Origin of the sequence: Nocardiopsis alborubida (genome assembly GCF_012396365.1) — a bacterium.
In the GTDB taxonomy this organism is placed as follows: Bacteria; Actinomycetota; Actinomycetes; order Streptosporangiales; family Streptosporangiaceae; genus Nocardiopsis; species Nocardiopsis alborubida.
The window spans coordinates 87,973-107,190 of sequence record NZ_JAAXPG010000012.1 but is presented as its reverse complement, the minus strand read 5'-3'; the positions used below and the strand labels follow the sequence as shown (position 1 = coordinate 107,190).

At 73.3% G+C, this 19,218-nt stretch carries 13 protein-coding genes and 1 riboswitch; of the genes, 7 read left to right on the top strand and 6 right to left on the bottom strand.

Translation table 11 applies throughout. From position 1 onward, the window contains the following. Positions 1-103 precede the first annotated feature (103 nt). A complete protein-coding gene (locus HGB44_RS14365) occupies positions 104-1,030 on the top strand; it encodes a universal stress protein (RefSeq protein WP_061078765.1) in 927 nt (308 codons plus the stop codon). An 8-nt stretch (positions 1,031-1,038) separates the two neighbouring features. Here HGB44_RS14365 and HGB44_RS14360 read toward each other — a convergent pair whose 3' ends face one another. Continuing rightward, on the bottom strand, positions 1,039-1,302 hold the full coding sequence (locus HGB44_RS14360; RefSeq protein WP_231972242.1) for a hypothetical protein: 264 nt from the start codon (positions 1,300-1,302) through the stop codon (positions 1,039-1,041). Between the two features lie 813 nt (positions 1,303-2,115). Between HGB44_RS14360 and HGB44_RS14355 the strand changes: the two genes are divergently transcribed. Continuing rightward, on the top strand, positions 2,116-3,450 hold the full coding sequence (locus HGB44_RS14355; RefSeq protein ID WP_061078764.1) for a YeeE/YedE family protein: 1,335 nt from the start codon (positions 2,116-2,118) through the stop codon (positions 3,448-3,450). 55 nt (positions 3,451-3,505) lie between these two features. Next, complete coding sequence (locus HGB44_RS14350; RefSeq protein ID WP_061078763.1) at positions 3,506-4,654, top strand: NAD(P)-binding domain-containing protein; 1,149 nt, start codon at positions 3,506-3,508, stop codon at positions 4,652-4,654. Positions 4,655-4,685: 31 nt separating this feature from the next. On the opposite strand, the gene HGB44_RS14345 is transcribed toward HGB44_RS14350, so the two are convergent. Together HGB44_RS14345 and HGB44_RS14340 are read right to left on the bottom strand one after the other, a co-directional pair. After that, positions 4,686-6,119: a TrkH family potassium uptake protein gene (locus HGB44_RS14345; protein WP_082768201.1), complete on the bottom strand. Its 1,434-nt coding sequence runs from the start codon at positions 6,117-6,119 to the stop codon at positions 4,686-4,688. Then, positions 6,116-6,937 (bottom strand): response regulator, encoded by an 822-nt coding sequence (locus tag HGB44_RS14340; protein WP_061078762.1) that lies wholly within the window; start codon positions 6,935-6,937, stop codon positions 6,116-6,118. Before HGB44_RS14340 ends, HGB44_RS14345 begins: the two co-directional genes overlap by 4 nt. A gap of 269 nt (positions 6,938-7,206) precedes the next feature. Between HGB44_RS14340 and HGB44_RS14335 the strand changes: the two genes are divergently transcribed. Continuing rightward, positions 7,207-9,741 (top strand): sensor histidine kinase, encoded by a 2,535-nt coding sequence (locus HGB44_RS14335; protein WP_061078761.1) that lies wholly within the window; start codon positions 7,207-7,209, stop codon positions 9,739-9,741. Between the two features lie 189 nt (positions 9,742-9,930). Beyond that, on the top strand, positions 9,931-10,821 hold the full coding sequence (locus HGB44_RS14330; RefSeq protein WP_061078760.1) for a dihydrodipicolinate synthase family protein: 891 nt from the start codon (positions 9,931-9,933) through the stop codon (positions 10,819-10,821). A 135-nt stretch (positions 10,822-10,956) separates the two neighbouring features. Here HGB44_RS14330 and HGB44_RS14325 read toward each other — a convergent pair whose 3' ends face one another. After that, positions 10,957-11,760 carry a FadR/GntR family transcriptional regulator gene (locus HGB44_RS14325; protein ID WP_061078759.1) on the bottom strand — a complete coding sequence of 268 codons (804 nt, stop codon included), beginning with the start codon at positions 11,758-11,760 and terminating at the stop codon, positions 10,957-10,959. A 360-nt stretch (positions 11,761-12,120) separates the two neighbouring features. Here HGB44_RS14325 and HGB44_RS14320 point away from each other — a divergent pair, with 360 nt between their 5' ends. Together HGB44_RS14320 and nhaC are read left to right on the top strand one after the other, a co-directional pair. Then, entirely contained in the window at positions 12,121-13,254 is a 1,134-nt protein-coding gene (locus HGB44_RS14320; RefSeq protein ID WP_061078758.1) for a trans-sulfuration enzyme family protein, read from the top strand. 36 nt (positions 13,255-13,290) lie between these two features. After that, positions 13,291-14,739: a Na+/H+ antiporter NhaC gene (gene nhaC, locus HGB44_RS14315; protein WP_061078757.1), complete on the top strand. Its 1,449-nt coding sequence runs from the start codon at positions 13,291-13,293 to the stop codon at positions 14,737-14,739. Positions 14,740-14,886: 147 nt separating this feature from the next. Here nhaC and HGB44_RS14310 read toward each other — a convergent pair whose 3' ends face one another. Then, positions 14,887-15,054 carry a CsbD family protein gene (locus HGB44_RS14310; RefSeq protein WP_082768200.1) on the bottom strand — a complete coding sequence of 56 codons (168 nt, stop codon included), beginning with the start codon at positions 15,052-15,054 and terminating at the stop codon, positions 14,887-14,889. 302 nt (positions 15,055-15,356) lie between these two features. Then, positions 15,357-18,695, bottom strand: a complete 3,339-nt coding sequence (locus HGB44_RS14305) for an AAA family ATPase (protein WP_061078756.1) — start codon at positions 18,693-18,695, stop codon at positions 15,357-15,359. 280 nt (positions 18,696-18,975) lie between these two features. Next, positions 18,976-19,183, top strand: a riboswitch (cobalamin riboswitch). Positions 19,184-19,218 lie beyond the last annotated feature (35 nt).

Sequence of the window (19,218 nt, the reverse complement as noted above, 5' to 3'; positions counted from 1 at the left end):
CCGCAGCGGCGAGTGCGGACCACCGCCTTAGGGCACGCTCTGCGGTGGGAGGCGTCCGCCTCCCGCCGCAGAACACCGTCCCGCGACGAGAAGGCAGGAAACCATGGCCGATGTCCCGCTCCCCTCTCCCAAGGTCGCGGTGGGCGTCGACGGATCGGCGTCGGCGCGCGGAGCCCTGGAGTGGGCCGCGGCGGAGGCCGAGCTCAGGCGGCTCCCCCTGTACGTCGTGCACGCCCTGTCCATGCCGCTGGTGATGTCGGTCTACGCCGGTCCCACCCGCTTCCCTCCCACGGAGGAGATGACCGCCCAGGGCCGCCGCCTCCTGGAGGAGGCCGCCGAGCACGTGCGCTCGCTGCGGCCGGGGCTACGCGTGGAGACCGCGCTGGGGCTGGAGGAGCCGCCGCTGGCGCTGCTGCACCGCACCGGCCACGGGGACCTCGTGGTCGTGGGCTCGCGCGGCATGGGCCCGGTGCGCTCGGTGCTGGCGGGGGCGGCCGGAATGCGGCTGGCCGCCAAGGCGCACTGCCCGGTGGTCGTCGTCCCCGGCGCCGAGGGGCGCGCGCCCCAGCTCTCGGGACCGCTGCGGATCGCGGTCGGCGTGGACGGCTCGGTGGCCTCCCGGCGCGCGCTGGACTTCGCCCTGCACCGGGCCGCGCTCCAGGAGGGCTCCTCGGTCGTGGTGGTGCACAGCTGGGAGGTTCCGCTGCCCTTCGCCACCGCCTCCCTGACCGAGTCCGGCTGGACCCCGCCCGACGACCTGCTGGAACGCCAGTCCGAGGAACTCGTGTCAGGGGTGCTGGCCGAGGTGATGGACGACGCCACCGCAGACGTGGACGTCTCCGCCGTGCGCACCCAGAGCAACCCGGTGGACGCGCTGGTGGAGGCCGCCGCCGAGGCGGACCTGGTGGTCGTGGGCTCGCGCGGCCGGGGCGGTGTGCGCGGCGTGCTGCTGGGGTCGGTCAGCCAGGGCGTGATGCACAGTTCGCCGGTGCCCGTGGCCGTGGTGCCCCGGCACGCGGAGGAGGGCTGAGCCCGGGCTCAGCCCCCGCCGGTGCCGGGCATGCCGGGCAGCAGGCCGCCCGGGCCGACGCTCCGGAGCTCCTGCTCGACCGTGCTCACCACCGAGCAGCTGCTGCCCTCGACCTTGGCACCGGGAGAGAACAGCACCAGGGGGCTGCCGCAGGAGGGCTCCGTGGTGGGCCCGGCGGTGGCCTCATCGGCCAGGGCGGGGGCACCGGCCAGCCCGGCCAGCGCCAGGGCTGCGGCCGCGGTGAGGGCGGCACGCGTCAGTGTCATGGGCATGGGGGAGGGTTCTTCCTTCTCGGACGGAGGCTCGCGGACGGGCCGCGGCGTCGGAACACATCCAGTGTTTACCAAGAGTAGTTATATTGCAACTCTTGGTGACTACACGTAGTGGCCCAGCCGAGACCGGAAAGGGAAAAGCCCCCGCGCGACCGGGTCGCGCGGGGGCTCCCGCGTCTCGCCGGACCCTCTCGAATCCCCCGATAGCGGAGGTCCGGCGCGGACCGCGCGCTCACCCCCGTGGCGCCCGGCCCCGCACCCGCGCCGTGTCCCCGGGACCTCGTGGCCTTGACGGCCGCCCCCGTGGCCCGCGGGGCGCGCAGGTGCACACCCTCCTGTCTACCCGTTCTGTTCCGGGTAAACATGGGCCCGCCCCCGCGGCCCGCCGGGGCCGCCCTGCGCCAAGGGTCCTCACACCCGCCCCACCAGGAACGACGCTCCTCGGCGGCTTCCGCGCATTCCGACCGCGCGCCGGTACGCGTCACCGCTTCCGGGACAGCGCACCCCGCGTCCCGGACCAGCGCGCGTCCGTGCGCTTCGTCACGGTGCTGTCACCCCCGCCGGACTTTGTCCTACACTGAGCCCCGTGTCCGATAAAGCCCGCTTCCTGCGCATGGTGCTCATCTCCATGTCGCTGACGAGCACCGACGACGGCCTCTGTCGCCGCCGGTGCCGCGACGGCGTGCGCTGACCGGGCCCCGTCCCCCTCCCCCCCCGCGGTCTCCCGCGCCCGGCGTCCCCGCGGTACCGGTGTCCCCGTCCTCGTTCGGCCACGGCCGACACCCGCTCCGTCACCGTTTGGACAGCTTCCCCGTGACCACTCACCCCTCCGCGCCTCCCGGCGCCGCCGAACCCGCCCCCGCGGACACCGCCCCGGACGCCGCCGCCGCGCCCGTCTCACCCGCCCTGTCCCTGAGCTGGCGGCCGGCCCTGTCCGTGCCGCAGCCCCGCGCCGCCGAGGCCGAACCCGTCCGCTGGTGGCCGCTGGGGATCGCCCTGGTCGTGGCCGTGGGCCTGGCCGCCCACGTCTGGAACGCCCACGGCGCGCTGCCCGCCGCCCTGCTGCTCCTGGGCACGGGCCTGGGCTTCACCCTGTTCCACTCCCGGTTCGGCTTCACCTCCGCCTGGCGGCAGTTCCTCTCTGTGGGCAACGGCACCGGCCTGCGCGCGCACGCCGTGCTGCTGGGCACCACCGCGACCCTGTTCGCACTGGTCATCGGCACCGGAACCGGATTGTTCGGCAACGACCCGCAGGCCTCGGCCGGACCGATCGGCATCGCCCTGTTCCTGGGCGCGTTCCTTTTCGGCGTCGGCATGCAGCTGGGCGGCGCCTGTGCCTCGGGCACGCTCTTCGCGGTCGGCTCCGGCCAGTCGGCCATCGTCATCACCCTCGTCGGCTTCATCGCGGGCTCGGTCATCTACAGCGCCGCGTGGCCGCTGGTGAACGACCTGCCCGCGCTGCCGCCGTTCCTGCTCTCCGACCACGTGGGCTGGGGCGGCTCCTGGGCGATCACCGTCGCCGTGCTCGCGGCCGTGGTCGTGGGCACCCGCGTCGTGCAGAACCGCCGCGTCCCCCCGCCCGTGGGCACGCCGCCCTCGGCTCGGGGGCCGCTGCGCGTGGTCCGGGGCAGCTGGCCCATGATCGTCGGCGCCCTGGTGCTGTCCGTGCTCGGCGCGGCGGTGCTGCTGGTCTCCGGCGGCGCCTGGGGCGTCACCTCCGCCTTCAACCTGTGGGGCGCCAAGGCGCTCCAGCTGCTGGGCGCGCACCCCGAGACCTGGGCGTTCTGGAGCCAGCCCCAGCAGGCCGCGCAGCTGGCCGGTCCGGTGCTCCAGGACAAGACCAGCCTGACCAACATCGGCATCATCCTCGGCGCCGCCGTGGCCGCGGCCGCCGCCGGAGCGTGGAAGCTGCACACCGGCCTGAGCTGGAAGCTGGTCGCCGCCGGGCTCCTGGGCGGCATCCTCATGGGCATCGGCGCCCGTCTGGCGGGCGGCTGCAACATCGGCGCCTACCTGGCCGGAATCGGCTCGGGCAGCCTGCACGGGTGGCTGTGGGCGGTCTTCGCCCTGGCCGGGACCTGGGCGGGGCTGCGGGCCCGCAGCCTGTTCGGCCTGGGCGTGCCCAAGCCGGGCGACAGCGTCTGCTGAACCCGGGCGCGGCGGACGCCGCGGTTCCGCTGACGGGGGGACGGAAGGACGGGGAATGGACGGCGCGGAGCACGTGCACGACGTGGTGGTGGTCGGCGGCGGGCAGGCCGGACTCGCCGCGGGGTACTTCCTGCGGCGGGCCGGGCTCGACTTCGCCGTCCTGGACGCCGGTGAGGGGCCGGGCGGGTCCTGGACCGAGTACTGGGACTCGCTGCGGCTGTTCTCCCCCGCCGAGCACAGCATGCTCCCGGGCTGGTGGATGCCCGCCGAGGAGGGTCGGGAGTACCCGAGCGCGCGGCACGTGGCCTGGTACCTGGCCGAGTACGAGCGCCGCTACGACCTGCCCGTGCGCCGCCCGGTCCGCGTGGAGGCGGTCGAACGGGAGGACGGGGCCCTGCGCGTGGTCGCCCGGGAGGGGGCCGGGCGCGGGCGCCCGTCGGGGGTGGCCCGCTCTCCCACGGAGCGGCCCCCGCGCGGTGGCGGAGGACGGGTGGAGTGGCGCGCCCGCCACGTCATCAGCGCCACCGGCACCTGGCGGGCGCCCCACGTCCCCGACGTCCCGGGCCGGGAGCTGTTCGCGGGCAGGCAGCTGCACACGGTCGGCTACCGGGGCCCGGAGGAGTTCGCCGGGCAGCGGGTCGTGGTCGTGGGCGGCGGCAACTCCGCGGCCCAGATCCTCGCCGAACTGTCGAAGACCGCCGAGACGGCCTGGGCCACCCCGCGCCCGCCCCGGTTCCTGCCCGACGACCTGGACGGGCGCGCCCTGTTCGGCATCGCCACCCGGGCGCAGCGGGCGGCTCGGCAGGGGACGGCGGCCCCCGAGGGCGTCGGCGACCTCGGGGACATCGTGGTGGTGCCCACGGTCCGCGAGGCGCGCGGGCGCGGCGCGCTCAAGGCCGAGCCGATGTTCGACCGCCTCACCCGCACCGGCGTGGCCTGGTCCGACGGCACCTCCCTGGACTGCGACGCCGTCCTGTGGTGCACGGGGTTCCGGCCGGTGCTGGACCACCTGGCCCCGCTGGGGCTGGCGGACGGCCGGGGCCGGATCGCGCTGGAGGGGACCCGCTCCGTGGCCGAACCCCGGCTGTTCCTGCTGGGCTACGGGGACTGGACCGGTGCCGCGTCGGCCACCCTCATCGGCGCCGGGCGCACGGCCAAGGCCACCGTCGCCGAGATCACCGCCGCCCTCGCCCGACAGGGGTGAGGGCAGCGGAGCCCACCGGCCCCCGCACCGCTCAACCGACGATCGGCCGCTCCTCGGGCAGCTCGTAGAGGCGGGGGCGGCGCCGCAGCGCCAGGGCCGAGGCCAGCGTGATCGGCCCGATCCGCCCCACGAACATCAAAAACACCAGCACCATCTGCCCCAGCAGCGGCAGGTCGGCCGTGATGCCGGTGGACAGCCCGACCGTGGCGAAGGCCGACGTCGTCTCGAACAGGATCTGGTCCAGGGTGAACGGGGTGACGGTCATCAGCGTCAGCGTCCCCGCCAGCACCAGGCCCAGCGCCAGCAGCACCACCGTGGTCGCCTGCGAGGTGGTGCCCTCGGCCAGGCGGCGGCCCGACACGTGGACCGTGGGCTCGCCGCGCACGTTGGCGTAGATGGCGAAGGCCAGCACGGCGAAGGTCGTCACCTTGATGCCCCCGGCCGTGCCCGCGCTGCCTCCCCCGACGAACATCAGGATGTCGGTGACCAGCAGCGTCTGGGTGTTCATCTGTCCGAAGTCGAGGCTGTTGAAGCCCGCCGTGCGCGGCATCACCGACTGGAAGAACGCGGTGAGGAGCTTCCCGCGCAGGTCGAGCCCGCCCATGGTCGCCGGGTTGGACCACTCCAGGGCCAGGAAGGCCACGAAGCCCACCACGAGCAGCAGCCCCGTCATCACCAGGGTGATCTTGACGTGCAGCGTCCAGTGGCGGTGCTCGGCGCGGCGCCGGGTGAAGCGCCACAGCTCCACCCACACCGGGAACCCGAGCCCTCCGGCCAGGACCCCCAGGGCCACGGGGACCGTGATCCACGGGTCCTCGGCGAACCCCGTGATGCTGTCGGCGTAGAGCGCGAACCCGGCGTTGTTGAAGGCCGAGACGGCGTGGAAGACGCCCGTGTGGACGGCCTCGGGCAGGGCCAGCCCGTACCCCAGCCACCAGCGCAGCATCAGCACCACGGCCAGGGCCGTCTCGAACACCACCGTCACCACCAGAACCCCGGTGACCAGCTGGCGCACCTCGCCCAGCGTGACCACCTTGGCCTCCGAGCCCGTGCGCACCGCCATCCGCAGCCCCAACTGCCGCCCCACCACCAGGGTCAGGACGGTGGCCAGCGCCATGATGCCGAACCCGCCGACCTGGATCAGGACCAGGATCACCGCCTCGCCCAGCCCCGACCAGTAGGAGGCGGTGTCCACCACCGCCAGGCCGGTCACGCTGGCCGCCGAGGTGGCGGTGAACAGGGCCGTGTCGAAGGGCGCCCGCTCCCCGGCCTCGGTGGCGGCGGGCAGCGACAGCAGGCCCGCGCCGACCAGGATCAGGGCGCCGAAGGCCGCGGCGGTGAGCTGCGGAGGTTTGATCCACCCCGACAGGTCGCGCAGCCTCCGGTCCGCGCGGACACCGGTGCGGGCACCGGCGCGGAGCCGGGCCCGCGGGCCCGTCGGAAACCGCCCGGTTCCCGTTCTCACCTGCCGCCCTCCCGGTCCTCCGGCCCGGCATCCAGGCCGCCCGCCCCGCTCTCCCGGCCCTCCGCCCCGGGCTCTCCCGCCGCGACCCCTCCCCCGGCCGCGCCGCCACCGCCCGGCCGGAACCGGTAGCCCAGTCCGGGCTCGGTGAGGAAGTAGCGCGGCCGGGGCGGGTCCGGCTCCAGGCGCTGGCGGATCTTGGTCATGAACACCCGCAGGTAGTTGGTCTCGCGCCCGTAGGAGGGACCCCACACCTCGTTGAGCAGGTGCTTGTGGGTGACCAGGCGGTCGGGGTTGCGCGCCAGGACCTCCACGATGTGCCACTGGCGCGGCGTCAGCCGCACCGGCTCGCCGCCGCGCAGGACCTGCTTGGCGGCCAGGTCGACCGTGAAGTCCGCGGTGGCCACCGCCGCCTCGTACTCGGGCACCGCGGAGCGGCGCATGGCCGCGCGCACCCGGGCGAACAGCTCGTCCATCCCGAACGGCTTGATGACGTAGTCGTCGGCGCCCAGGTCCAGCGCCTGGACCTTCATCGACTCGGTGTCGCGTCCCGAGAGCACGACCACCGGCACGTCCGTCCACCCGCGCAGCCCCCTCAGGACCTCCAGGCCGTCCATCCCGGACAGGCCCAGGTCGAGCAGGAGCAGGTCGGGGCGGTGGCGGGCCACCAGCCGCAGCGCGCGCTCACCGGTGTCGGCGAGGTAGGCGGTGTAGCCGCGGGCCCGCAGGTTCACCTCCAGCGTCCTGAGGATGAGGGGGTCGTCGTCGACGACGAGGACCGAGGGCGCTCTGTCCGCGCCGGTGCCGGTGTCCGTGTCCATACTGGTCCGTATCTCCCCCGTCCACGTGCCCCGGTCGGGGCCTCGCGCTCACGATGCCAGGCGCGCCGCGTCCGCGGGTCGCGTCGCGTGTCCGCGGGCCGCGACGGCGCGGGGCGCCGCAACGACTCTGCGCCGTGGCGGCGGGGACGGCGGGCGCGCTAACGCTCCCTTAGCAGCCGAAGGCGCGGATTTAGCGCCCCGTTAGCACCAGAATGCCCGAAAACACCTCCGTGACCAGTCAGGATGGGGAGGCCGGAAGGGGGAACACGATGACACGCGGCCACTTGCGCGTCTACCTGGGCGCGGCGCCCGGTGTCGGCAAGACCTACCGGATGCTGGACGAGGCGCACCGGCGCCGCGACCGCGGCGCCGACGTGGTCATCGGGTTCGTGGAGAGCCACGGCCGGGCGCTGACGGAGGCGATGGTCGACGACCTGGAGACGGTCCCGCGCGCGGTCCTGACCCACCGGGGCGCCCGTCTGGAGGAGATGGACCTGGACGCCGTGCTCGCCCGCCGCCCGCAGGTCGTCCTCGTGGACGACCTCGCGCACGCCAACGCCCCCGGGGCGCGCAACGCCCGGCGCTGGCAGGACATCGAGGCCCTGCTGGAGGCGGGGATCACGGTGCTGTCCACACTCGACGTCCAGCACCTGGAGTCGCTCAACGACGTCGTGGAGCGCGTCACCGGCGTCCGCCAGAGCGAGACCGTGCCCGACGCGTGGGTGCGCGGAGCCGACCAGATCGAACTGGTGGACATGACGCCCGAGGCCCTGCGGCGGCGGCTGGCGCACGGCAACGTCTACGGCCCCGACCGGATCGACGCCGCGCTGGGCCACCGGTTCCGGGTCGACACCCTGACCGCTCTGCGCGAGCTGGCGCTGCTGTGGCTGGCGGGGCGGGTGGACGACGAGCTGGAGCGCCACCGCGGCGAGCACCGCGCGGCCTCCTCGTGGCAGACCCGCGAACGCGTGGTCGTGGGCCTGAGCGGAGGCCCCGGCGGGGAGGCGCTCATCCGCCGGGCCGCCCGGATCGCGGGGCGCGGCAGGGGGGTCGAGCTGCTGGCCGTGCACGTGGCGCTCGGCGACGGCCCGGTGGGCGCCGACCCCGCCATGCTCGCCCGGCAGCGGGTGCTGGTGGAGGACCTGGGCGGCACCTACCACCAGGTCCTGGGCGAGGACGTGCCCGCCGCGCTGGCCGCGTTCGCCCAGGGGGTCAACGCCACCCAGCTGGTCCTGGGCGCGAGCGGGCGGGGCAGGCTCGCCCGCCTGCTGCGGCCGGGGGTGGGCGCGGCCACCGCGGCGCTGTCGGAGTCCATCGACGTCCACCTGGTCACCCAGGAGGGAACCGACCGCGGCTCCGGGCGGGCGCGCTCGGGCGCGGTCTCGCGCCGCCGCAGGCTGGCGGGGTACGCGCTGGCGCTCACGGCGCTGGCGCTGCTGGTGTTCGGCACCGGTGTCCCCCACAGCGAGGAGTACCTCAGCGGCGGGATCCTGCTGGTGTTCGCGACGGTGACGGCGACGGCGCTGGTCGGCGGGCTGTGGCCCGCGCTGGCCGCGGCGTTCAGCGGGTTCGTGGTACTCAACCTCTTCTTCACCGAGCCCTACGAGACGCTGGTGGTCAACCAGCCGGGCAACCTGCTCACCCTCGTGGTGTTCGTGTTCGTGGCCGTGGCGGTGAGCGTGGTGGTCGACCAGGCCGCGCGGCGCACCCGCGAGGCGGCGCGGGCCAGCGCCGAGGCCCAGACCCTGGCCACGGTGGCCGGGAGCGTGCTGCGGGGTTCGCGTCCCCTGGAGGCGCTGCTGGAGCGGCTGCGCGAGACCTTCTCCCTGGAGTCGGTCGCCCTGCTGGAGCGCAGGCCGGGGGCCTCCTCCCGACCCGACCACCGCAACGACCCCGGTGCGTGGGAGGCGGTCGCCTTCGTCGGGGAGCGCCCCCGCGGGGCCCCGGGCGGGGCCGACGTGGACGTCCCGGTGGACGAGGGGCTGACCCTGGTGCTGCACGGGCACCGGCCGCGCGCGGGCGAGCGGCGCATCATCGAGGCCTTCGCCGCGCAGGCCGCCGTCGCGCTGCGCCAGGAGCGGCTGGCCCGGGAGGCGGCCGCGGCCGGGACCCTGGCGGAGGCCGACCGGATGCGCACCGCGCTGCTGGCCGCGGTCAGCCACGACCTGCGGGCTCCCCTGGCCTCGGCCAAGGCGTCGGTGACCAGCCTGCGCAGCCGGGAGGTGCGCTTCAGCGAGGAGGTCCAGGCCGAACTGCTGGCCACGGCGGACGAGTCCCTGGACCGGCTGACCCGGCTGGTGACGGACCTGCTGGACATGAGCCGCCTCCAGGCGGGCGTGCTGGGCGTGACGGTCACGGACCTGTCGCTGCGCGAGTCGGTGTTCGCGGTCCTGGACGAGCTGGGCGCACAGGGCCGCGACGTGCGGGTGCGGGTGCCCGAGGAGCTGCCGGAGGTCGCGGCCGACCCCGGCCTGCTGGAGCGGGTGCTGGCCAACGTGGTGGGCAACGCGCTGCGCTTCAGCCCGCACGGCCGGCCGCCCTCGGTCACCGCCTCCTGGACGGGCGACCAGGTGGAGCTCCTGGTGGCCGACCACGGCCCCGGGGTTCCCGAACACGAGCGCGAGCGCATGTTCGTGCCCTTCCAGCGGCTCGGGGACACCGACAGCGCGACCGGGCTCGGACTGGGCCTGGCGCTCTCCCGCGGGCTCATGGAGGCCATGGGGGGCTCGCTGCTGCCCGAGACCACCCCGGGCGGCGGGCTGACGCTGCGCCTGGCCCTGCCCGTCGCGGAAGCGGCGGGTTAGGGCGTGTCCGGTGGGTGCCGCCCGCCGTCCAGCGCCGCCGGACAGCCGCAGCGGCCTCTCGGCGCCCTGTCCCAGGACATGAGGTCGTAGGGTGAGGGCCGTGCCCGGGCCGACCATCACCGGGGACCCAGCGGCGGCGCCCCGACCCGGCGCTGCCGCCCCCGTTGCCCCGAACACGAAGGAAAGACCATGTTCACCGGCCTGAGCGCCTTCCCCCTGACCCCGCTGGACGACGACCGCTTCGACGAGCGGGCCTACGCCGGACTGATCACCCGCCTGGTCGAGGCGGGCGTCGACTCCGTCGGCGCGCTGGGATCGACCGGCTCCTACGCCTACCTGGACCGCGACGAACGCCGCCGCGTGGCCCGGACGGCGGTACAGCACGCGGACGGCACACCGGTGGTCGTCGGCATCGGCGCGCTGCGCACCTCCCATGTGCGGGCCCTGGCCCAGGACGCCCAGCAGGTCGGCGCGTCCGCCGTGCTGCTGGCCCCGGTGAGCTATCAGCCGCTCACCGACGAGGACGTGTTCGCGCTCTACGAGAGCGTCACCGCCGAACTCTCGGTGCCCCTGGTGGTCTACGACAACCCCGGCACGACGCGCTTCACCTTCTCGACCGAGCTGTACGCGCGCGTCGCCGCGCTGCCCTCCGTGGCCGCGATCAAGATCCCGCCGGTGCCCGCGGACCCGGCGGCCGCCCGCGAGCGCGTGGCGGCGGTCCGCGCGGCCGTCCCCGACCACGTGAGCATCGGGGTCTCCGGTGACGGCGTCGCCGCGACCGGGCTCAACGCCGGCTGCCGGGCCTGGTTCTCCGTGGTGGGCGGGACCCTGCCCGCCACCGCCCTGCCCCTGGCCCGCGCCGCCCTGGGCGGTGACGCCGAGGGGGCCGTGGCGGAGTCGGAGCGGCTGCGCCCGCTGTGGGAGATGTTCGCCGCCCACGGCAGCCTGCGCGTGAGTGCCGCGATCGCCGAACACCTGGGCCTGGTCGCCCCGCGCTGTCTGCCCCACCCGATCCTGGGGCTGCCCGCCGCCGAGCGGGAGCGGGTGGCCCGTGTGGTCGGGGAGCTGGGCCTGGCCTGAGCGGAGTCGGCGCACGCCCCCGGCGGGGTCGACCCGCCACGCCGCTGCCGCCGCGCTCCGCCGGTATCGTCAGCGTCGTCGGCGGCGGTGTGGCGACCACCCGCGGCGCGGCCGGTCAGCTCCTCCCGATGCCGGTCAGGCCGGGTCCTGCTCCGCACCCTCCGTCTTGGGCCGGGTCTCGATCTCGCGCAAGGTGACCTGGAGGTGGTCCTCCATCGCCGCCACCGCGCGGGCGGGGTCGCCGCTCAGCACCGCCTCCAGGACCTCCTCGTGCTCGGTCGCCGAGACCGCGGGGTCCTCGGCCGTGGCCAGGAAGCGGCGGTGGCTCTGCTCGCGGCTGTCGGCCAGCGACCGTTCGAGCGCGTCCAGGATCTGGGTGAGGCTCCGGTTGCCGGAGGCCGCGATCAGGGCCTGGTGGAAGGCGAGGTCGGTGCGCACGCGGTTGGGCACGTCCAGGGGGGCGGCGCGCATGTCGGCGATGGCCTGTCGGGCCCGGGCGATGGCCTCGCGGGTCTGCTCCTCCTCCGGCCCGGCGATGCGCTGCGCGGCCAGGCGGGCGCCGTGCACCTCCAGCGCCTTGCGGATCTCGGTGAACTCCATCAGCGCCCGGCGGTCGCGCAGCACCGACAGGGCCACGAAGTTCTCCACCGGCAGGGCGTTGGGCGAGGCGATGACCGCGGGCTTGCCCTGGCGCCGGTGCACCAGGCCCTTGGCCTCCAGGGTGCTCAGGGCCTCGCGCAGCACGACCCGGCTCACCCCGAAGCGTTCGGCGAGTTCCTTCTCCGAGGGCAGCTGGGTGCCCGGCTGCGCGTCGGGGCCCACGCACAGCTCCTCGACGAAGGCGACGACCTGTGAGGTCAGGGAGTTCGGGCGGGCGTGCCGCGGCTGGGACCGGTCCGTGAGCCCTTCGCCCTGGGTCCCCGGCGACGCTGATCCCATCGTGTACGCCTCGTCCTTCGCTGGAGGGTTGTGCCGACTCCCCAGCGTACAGACGCCGGGGCCCGCGGGCGGACCCGTGCCCACCCATTGACTACTTAGCAGCTTGTACTACAAGATGACCGCACCGGCACGCGCTCCGCGTCGTCTCGACCGCGAAGCCGTGCCGTGAGCACGCGTGCGAGCGGTGGGTCCTGCCACGGACGGCCACCGACCGCACCGACACGAGCGCGGGCGCCGCCCGCGCGCACGGGCCGCGACGGCGGGCGCGGCGGGTCGGGACCATCCGCCGCCGCGCTCGCGCGACCGCGCCCGGGAACCGATCGGGGGGCAACGGTGGACAGGTCCGACAGGGAAATCTGCATGAGCGCGTGGGAGGGGCCGGAGAACGTCCACGGCGCGGTCACCCCTCCGGTGTTCCAGACCAGCATCTTCACCAAACCCTCGTTCGAGGCGTTCATCGAGGAACAGGAGCAGGAGCACGAGAGGTACGTCTACAGCCGCGGCGCCAATCCCACGGTGGCCTTTCTGGAGGAAAGGCTGGCCCTCCTGGAGCGCGGCGAGGCGTGCAAGTGCTTCGGGTCCGGAATGGGCGCCATCAGCGCCGTCCTGATGAGCCTGCTGCGCGGCGGCGACCACATCCTCTTCGTCAACAGCACCTACGGTCCGGCCCTGGAACTGGCAGAGCACCTGCGCGGTTTCGGCATCGACCACACCGTGCTCCCCGACGGCACGTCCGACATCGAGGAGCACCTGCGGGAGAACACGGCGCTCGTCTACGTCGAGAGCCCCGGGACCATGCGGATGAAGGTCCTGGACCTGGCCGAGATCACCCGCACCGCCCGGGCCAGGGGGATCTGGACCGCGATGGACAACACCTGGTCCACGCCGCTCTTCCAGAAGCCGATCCTGGCCGGAGTGGACATCGTCATCCACTCGTGCACCAAGTACATCGGCGGCCACAGCGACGTCCTGGGCGGGGCGGTGATCGGCCCGGCCTCCTTCGTGCGCGACCTCTTCCACACGGGGTTCCAGCTCCTGGGCTCGGTCATGTCGGCCGTCGAGGCGTCGATGGTGCTGCGCGGGCTGCGGACGCTGCCGATCAGGATGGCCGAGCACGAGCGCAGCGCCGTGCGGGTCATCGACTACCTGGCGACCCGGCCCGAGGTGGCCGCGATCCACCACCCCCACCACGACCACCGGCCCGACGACCCCCTGGTCAAAAACCAGTTCAGCGGTTTCTCCGGGCTGCTCAGCTTCGACCTGAAGGACGGTTCCTTCGAAGAGGTCGCGGCTTTCATCAACCGTCTGTCGCTGTTCCGGATCGGCGCGAGCTGGGGCGGCTACGAAAGCCTCGTCACCGCCCCCGTCCGGCCCGGAAACGAGGAGGCGCTGCGGGAAAAGGGGTTCTCCCCCGGAATGATCCGCCTCTCCGTGGGCCTGGAGGGGGCCGACAACCAGATCGAGGATCTCGAAAGGGCCTTCACCGCACTGTAGAAGACCGGAAAGCGGTCATCACCGAGAGGAAAGAAGATGACTAACCCCCCGGACGAACACGTTCGCCGACCCGGTGTGGCGGCGGCGTGCGTCCCCGTGGTCATCACCGTCGCCGTCCTCGTCGGCGGCATCGGCGTCCTGAAGTACCCCGCCGAGCTCATGCTCATCTTCGCGGGGGTGGTGTTCGCCCTCTTCGCGCTCTGGCACGGCGTGCGCTGGGAGGACGTGCTGACGAACATGGGCGAGAAGCTCAAGCGCGCCCTGCCCGCGGTCCTGATCCTGCTCAGCATCGGCATGCTCATCGGCTCGTGGATGATCGCCGGGACGATCCCCCTCATGGTCTACTACGGCCTGGAGCTCATCAACCCCTCCTACCTGTACGTGCTGTCCTTCGTGGCCACCGCGCTCGTCGCCACCTTCACCGGCACGTCCTGGGGCGCCGGAGGAACGGTCGGCGTCGCCCTGATCGGGGTGGCCCAGACGATGGACGCGTCGCTGGCGATCACGGCGGGCGCGATCGTGTCCGGCGCCTACCTCGGGGACAAGCTCTCACCGCTGTCGGACACGACCAACATGAGCTCGCTCGCGGCGGGCGCCAACCTGTACGAGCACATCCGGCACATGCTCTACACGGCCGTGCCCTCGTCGGTGGTGGCCGTCGTCGTCTTCCTCCTCGCGGGCACCACCATCACCACCTCGTCCGCCGGCCTGGGCGGTATCGACGAGGTCGTCACCGAACTGAACGGGCTGTTCACCCTCAACCCGCTGCTGCTGGTCCCGGCGCTGGTCGTGCTCGCCGGGTCGGTCATGAGGAAGCCGCCGCTGGTCGTGCTGTTCGCGTCGTCCATGACGGCGCTGCTGATCGCGCTGCTGGTCCAGGGGGCGAGCGTGGGCGACCTGTTCGCCGCGGCCGTCTCCGGCTTCACGACCGACATGCTGCCGCAGGGGGACGGGGTCTCCGACGTCCTGGCCGAGCTGCTGAACCGGGGCGGGCTGTACTCGATGTACAACTCGGCCTTCTTCGTCTTCTGCGCCTTCTTCTTCGCCTCGGCGCTGGAGAAGTCGGGCGTGCTGCGGGTCCTGCTGGAGGGGCTGATCGGGAAGCTGCGGTCCACGGGCAGCCTCATCCTCACCACCCTGCTCTCCGGCTTCACGATCATCAACGGCACCTCCAACGCCCTGGTGACGTTCTTCCTGGTCAAGGACGTCTACGGCGACGCCTACCGGGCCAGGAACCTGCACCCGGTGAACCTGTCGCGCAGCATGGAGGACTCGGTCACGATCACCGAGGTGCTGATGCCCTGGACGGTGTCGGGCGTCTTCTTCGCCACGACCCTGGGCGTGGCCAACTTCGAGTTCCTGCCGTGGGCGGTGTTCAACTGGAGCGGCTTCCTGTTCTCCGCCCTGATCGCCTTCCTGGCGCCGCTGACCCGCGGCTTCGGCATCCGCCGCCTCGAACCGGAGCAGGAGCGCTCCACGACGTGAGCCCCGCCCCGGCGGTCATGGGAGAGGGGGAGAGGAGCACGTGCTCCTCTCCCCCTCTCCCGAGGACGCGGTCCGGCCGCCGGCCGCGCGGCGGCGGGGTGCTCCCGCGCGCCGGGGGCCGCCTCCGACCGCCCGCGAAGGCGGCACCTACCGGCCCTTCTTCATGTCCTCCTTGCCCTGGCGCAAGCGCCCCTTGGCCATCTCGGCGCGGCCCTCGTTCTTCATGCGGTCGTTGCCGGTGGCCTTGCCGGTGCTCTCCTTGGCCTTGCCCTTGACCATCTCGGCCTGGCTGCGGCCCTTCTCGCTGGCGCTCATGCTCTTCCTCCTTCGGTGGTCCTTCCGAGGGGCGGCGTACTCGCTTCCGGAACCGCCCCTGGCCCAGGCCCCTGCCCGAAACAAGAAACCCTAAAATCCCCGCAAACTCCCCGAAGACCTCCACACCGGCCCCCACCACCGCTGTTCCGCACGAACACCGGACCGGGAGCGAACACGGGAACGCGCGTCGCCGCCCCAGCGCAGCGCCCGAGCACCGAAGCGCCCACCCATCAACCGCCACGCCGCCCGTTCCCGTGCGCGGGGGAGCCCTCGCTCCCCTCCCCGGCGCCCGGCTGCGAGGACTACCGGGCTCCCACGACGTCCTCGGGACGCAGTGTCTGCAACTCCGCCAGACCGGGGTCCTCCCCGGCCAGGGCCGCCGCCTCGATCCGCCGCGCCTGGCGGATCACGCTCTCCTCGAACAGCTTGCGGACCTCGCGCCCGTTGCCGCCCCCGAACACCCCGGCCCGCTCGACCACCAACGCGCCCAGCGCCCCGCGCGTCTCCTCGGGCACCAGGAAGTCGCTGCCCTCGGCCATCCCGACGAAGATCCGCACCAGCTCGCCCGCATCGTAGGGGGCGAACTCCACCGTCCCGGAGAACCGGGACTCCAGCCCCGGGTTGCTCGCCATGAACTCGCGCATCTCCCCGGTGTAACCGGCGGCGATCACCACCACCTCGTCACGGTGGTCCTCCATCAGCTTCAGGAGCGTGTCGATGGCCTCCTGGCCGAAGTCGGAACCGCTGCCGCCCGACCGGGCGAGCGCGTACGCCTCGTCGATGAACAGCACGCCTCCGCGCGCCCGGTCGAACACCTCGCGCGTGCGCTGGGCGGTTTGGCCCACGTACGAACCCACCAGGTCCGCCCGGCTGGCCTCCACCACCTGCCCCTGGGCGAGCACCCCCAGGGCGGCCAGCAGTTCCCCGTAGACCCGCGCGACCGTGGTCTTGCCCGTTCCCGGAGGCCCGGCGAAGACCAGGTGCCGGGAGGGCAGCGGGGCCTCCAGCCCGGCCGCCTGCCGCCGACGTCCGGCCGAGATCAGGTTCACCAGGTCGGCCACCTCCCGCTTCACCGCCGCCAGGCCCACCATGGCGTCCAGGCGGCGCATCAGCTCCTCCACCTGACCGGCGTCCCTGGGCCCCTCCGCGACCCTGGCGGAGAGCCCGCCGTCCACGACGTCGGCGAGGTCCTCCGGCAGGATCAGCGACAGGTCTTGGGCCGAACCGAAGTCGCCGTCCACGATCCGGGTGGCCTGGGTCTGGACGGTCTCCTCGAACACGCGGCGCGCCTCGCGCCCGTTGCCGAAGGTCTCGTCCCGCTTCTGTGCCTGGAAGTGCCGGGTGATCAGCTCACGCACGCCCTCCCCCAGCGTGTAGCCCTGCTTGTGCGCCATCCCCGTGAAGATGGTCGTGAGCTGTTCGGGCGAGTAGTTCTCGAACTCGATGGTGCGGGCGACCCGCGACCGCAGGCCGGGGTTGGCGTCGAGGAAGCCGCGCATCTCGCTGGAGTACCCGGCGAAGACGATGACGACCTCCTCGCGCAGGTCCTCCATGAGTTTGATGAGGGTGTCGATGGCCTCCTGGCCGAAGTCCGATCCGCTGCCGAACTTACGGGACAGCGCGTACGCCTCGTCGACGAACAGGACACCGCCCCGTGCCCGCTCGACCACCTCGGTGACCTTGGCGCTGGTGCCGCCCAGGTGCTCGGCCACGAGGTCGGGGCGGGCGGCCTCCACGAACTGGCCGCTTCCCAGCACGCCCAGGGAGCGCAGGATCCGCCCGTAGAGCCGGGCCACGGTGGTCTTGCCGGTTCCGGGCGGCCCGGAGAAGACGAGGTGGCGGCTGACGTTGAGCGCGGGCAGCCCCGCCGCCGCGCGCTTGACGCTGACCTGCTGGAAGTTGACGAGGGAGCGGACCTCCTTCTTCACCCCGTCCAGGCCCACCATGGCGTCCAGTTCGGCCAGCAGTTCCTCCAGCGGCTGCGCCTCACCCTCGGGCGCGTCCGGCACGGCCGCGCCGCCGCTGTCGCCGTCGGCCGCGGCCCGCGCCTGGACCCTGTCACCGCCCCCGTTCCCGGTGATCTCGGTGTCCTCGGTCTGCACGGTCGCGGTGTCCTCGGCGTCCACCCCCTCACCGGCGTTGCCGGAGACCGTGCACCCCACCAGGCGCACCCGGCTGGTGCCGTACACGGCCAGCCCGGAACCCTCCCCGTCACGGACCTCGGTGTCCTCCAACGTGACCACGGCCCCGTTCTCCACGCCGATTCCGGCCGACGCGCACCCGCTCACCGTCGACGAGCGCAGGACCAGCCGCGACTCGCTCCCCACGTAGACACCGTGCAGGGAACAGTCCGAGATCTGGATCCTGTCGATTTCGACCTCGGACCCTTCGTTGACGGTCAGCGCGTTGAGCCTGCTGTTGGTGATCGTCATTTCGCGTACCGTGACCGTGCTGTCCTCGGTGACGAGGAGACCGCCCCTGACGTCATCCCCGCTCAGGTCGGTCAGGCTTCCCCGTGCGTTGACGATGTGCGCCATCGTCGACGCCTTCGAGGCACGCAACCCGGTGACCTCGAACCGCCCCTTCTGCGCGGCAAACCCGCTCCGCGTCTCCAGCGCCTCCGGTGTGCTCTCACGCAGTTCGACGTCTGAGAGCGTCGTCCGGCACTCCTCGACGTAGACCCCGTTCCCACCGACACGGGTCAGGGACAGCCTCTCCCCGCTGACCCTGGCCTCCTTTGCGTAGAGGCCTGTCAGGGCAGCGTCCTCGACGACCAGGTCTCGGACGGTCAACGCGCCCCCGGTGGTCGCCAGGGCGCTGGCCCTGGCGTTGGTGACGCGGCCGTGGGTGATGGTCAGCTCGGAGTCGTCCCAGGCGTACACGGAGTCGCCGCCGACGCGGCCGCCGTCCACTCTGAGGTGGTTGAACTCCGCCTTGGATCGTCCGGTCACCCGTACCGGCCAGCCCCGGTCCCCGGTGACCGTCAGGTTGGTGAATTTCGGAGCGGCCCCGTCCCGTACGTGGACCGCCTGGGTCCTCTCCCCGCCGCAGTCGGTCAGGACGCAGTCGGTGACCGCGGGCGAGGCGTTGGAGATGTACAGGTTGTGCCACGTGTCGTGGCCCCCGGTGAAGGTGGTCCCGCGGACCTGGGGGGAGTCGGGGCCCTGGACGATGAGCACGGCGTCGGTGAAACGGCAGCCGTCCACCCTGCCCGTGGAGTCGTCCATGTAGACTCCGCCGCCCGTGAACCCGCAGTTGGTGAACTCGGCTTCGGTGTTCTTCACGTTCACCCGCGTGTCCGCGGAGAAGGCACAGTCGACGGCCTTGAGGGAGGCCTTCGGGTGTACGTACACGGGCGGGTACTCGGCCGAGGTGCTGCGCACGTGCACACCGTGCAGTTCCAGCCGCCCCTTGTGCACGTTGAACACGTTCTTGCCGCCCGTGGAGATCGTCACGGTGCCGGGGCCCTGGAGGGGCACCACGATGACGTGCTGGTTCACGCCGAGCACCCGGGGTTCCGCGTAGTGGCCCGGTTCGACGTGCAGGTACAGGTCACAGCCCGCGTACATCGGGGCCCGCAGCGCCGCGTCCAGGCTGGAGAAGGCGTAGGGGTCTGTCTGCGAGATTCGGACCGTGTACATCCATCGGCTCCCGGGGGTAGGGCACGGCGGCGCGGACCGTGCGAGGAATACGCGGTACGTACCGTATCGGCCGGATGCGTCACACACCGCCGACCGCGTTCCCGGGACCGGGACCGGCCGCCTTCGGCCACGCCGGAGCCGCGCCGGGGCCGTGTCGGGGCCGTGTCGGGGCCGTGTCGGGGCCGTGTCGGGGCCGTGTCGGGGCCGTGTCGGGGCCGCGCCGGGGCCGCGCCGGGGCCGTGTCGGGGGAAGGCCCCCGGACCTGGCCCGGGAGGGGGACGGTACCCTCGTCGAGCCAGTCGAACTCCACCTCGTGGGGCAGGGAACCCGGTGCGAATCCGGGGCTGACGCGCAGCGGTGAGGGTGACGGGCGGGCACGCCCCGGGGACGCGGTTCCCCGGGACAGCCACTGGAGCGCGACGCTCCGGGAAGGCGCTCCGCACCGGTCGATCCCGAGTCCGAAGACCTGCTGGCGCTGGCGGTGACGGGCCGCCAGGTCGACCGCGGACCCCGCGAACGGGTC

Bases quoted from the DNA above. Each gene is read 5' to 3' on its own strand.
- HGB44_RS14365 (WP_061078765.1), top strand. From the start codon at position 104: ATGGCCGATGTCCCGCTCCCCTCTCCCAAGGTCGCGGTGGGCGTCGAC.
- HGB44_RS14360 (WP_231972242.1), bottom strand. From the start codon at position 1,302: ATGCCCATGACACTGACGCGTGCCGCCCTCACCGCGGCCGCAGCCCTG.
- HGB44_RS14350 (WP_061078763.1), top strand. From the start codon at position 3,506: ATGGACGGCGCGGAGCACGTGCACGACGTGGTGGTGGTCGGCGGCGGG.
- HGB44_RS14340 (WP_061078762.1), bottom strand. From the start codon at position 6,937: ATGGACACGGACACCGGCACCGGCGCGGACAGAGCGCCCTCGGTCCTC.
- HGB44_RS14335 (WP_061078761.1), top strand. From the start codon at position 7,207: ATGACACGCGGCCACTTGCGCGTCTACCTGGGCGCGGCGCCCGGTGTC.
- HGB44_RS14330 (WP_061078760.1), top strand. From the start codon at position 9,931: ATGTTCACCGGCCTGAGCGCCTTCCCCCTGACCCCGCTGGACGACGAC.
- HGB44_RS14325 (WP_061078759.1), bottom strand. From the start codon at position 11,760: ATGGGATCAGCGTCGCCGGGGACCCAGGGCGAAGGGCTCACGGACCGG.
- HGB44_RS14320 (WP_061078758.1), top strand. From the start codon at position 12,121: ATGAGCGCGTGGGAGGGGCCGGAGAACGTCCACGGCGCGGTCACCCCT.
- nhaC (WP_061078757.1), top strand. From the start codon at position 13,291: ATGACTAACCCCCCGGACGAACACGTTCGCCGACCCGGTGTGGCGGCG.
- HGB44_RS14310 (WP_082768200.1), bottom strand. From the start codon at position 15,054: ATGAGCGCCAGCGAGAAGGGCCGCAGCCAGGCCGAGATGGTCAAGGGC.
- HGB44_RS14305 (WP_061078756.1), bottom strand. From the start codon at position 18,695: ATGTACACGGTCCGAATCTCGCAGACAGACCCCTACGCCTTCTCCAGC.